1 protein-coding gene and 1 pseudogene are annotated in these 964 nt (G+C 72.3%); both read left to right on the plus strand.

Annotation, left to right across the window (positions count from 1 at the left end):
• Positions 1-188: pseudogene (locus tag ACLEQD_RS44230) on the plus strand (hypothetical protein); the annotation flags it as partial.
• A gap of 101 nt (positions 189-289) precedes the next feature.
• Positions 290-823, plus strand: coding sequence for an RNA polymerase sigma factor (locus tag ACLEQD_RS44235; protein ID WP_410391906.1), 534 nt, complete (start codon positions 290-292; stop codon positions 821-823).
• Positions 824-964: the final 141 nt, after the last annotated feature.

Below are 964 nucleotides of genomic sequence, written 5' to 3' on the forward strand. Positions count from 1 at the left end.
GTCATGGGCCGGCGGTGCGGGTGGCGTGGCGGGTGGGCCGGCGCGTCGCGCTGGAGGCGGCGCTGTCGGGCGAGGTGCTCCTGGGGCGGCCCCGGCTGGGCTACGCGGTGGATGGCGGCTTCGTGCTCCGGGAGGACGGCGCGTCCGTGCGTCCCCGACTGGGAGTGGGGATGGTGATTTTTCCGTGAGCACCGATGACCCGATTTCGCGCCGTCCCTCCTCCCTGCGGGACATGAGGAGTTCGGGCTCACATGCGACCGTCGCGCCCCGTGGCGAGGACGCCCGGCTGATGGCGGCCATGCGCGGAGAGCGTGACGCGACCGAGTCCCTGCTCCTGGAGCTGCTGCCCCGGGTGCGCAACCTGGTGCGCTACCTGGTGCGGGGGGACTCGGACGTGGAGGACATCGCCCAGGAGTCGCTCATCGCGCTGGTGCGGGGCCTGCCCACCTATCGCGGTGACGGGCGGTTCCACGGCTGGGTGGACCGGGTGGTGGTGCGCACGACGTTCGCGTGGATCAAGCGTTCACGAGGGCGCGAGGCCCGTTACAGTGAGGATCCGGTGGAGTTGTTGGCGGTGCCGTCCGACGAAGCGCCGGCGGACGAATACCTGCATCGCCGTCACCTGGTGGCGTTGCTGGACAGGCTGTCGACGGAGCAGCGGCACGCGCTGGTGCTGCACCACGTCCTGGAATTGAGCGTGCAGGAGATTTCGACAGAGCTGGGCGTCCCCTTCGAGACCGTGCGCAGCCGGCTGCGCCTGGGACGCACCGCCCTGCGGGCCCTGGCCTCGGACGGTGAGACGCCAGAGGGAGAGTCCTCATGAGCTCCCGCCCCCCCGACGACGGTGACGCGGAGCCGCTGGACGGCCTGCTGCGGCCCCTGGATGACGGCAGTGGGCCCGCGAGGCGGCTGTCGCGGCAGCGCTCGAGCGCGCTCGTCCAGGCGGCGCTGGACGCGGCGCTCC

Origin of the sequence: Corallococcus sp. 4LFB, from assembly GCF_046520365.1 — a bacterium.
In the GTDB taxonomy this organism is placed as follows: Bacteria; Myxococcota; Myxococcia; order Myxococcales; family Myxococcaceae; genus Corallococcus; species Corallococcus caeni.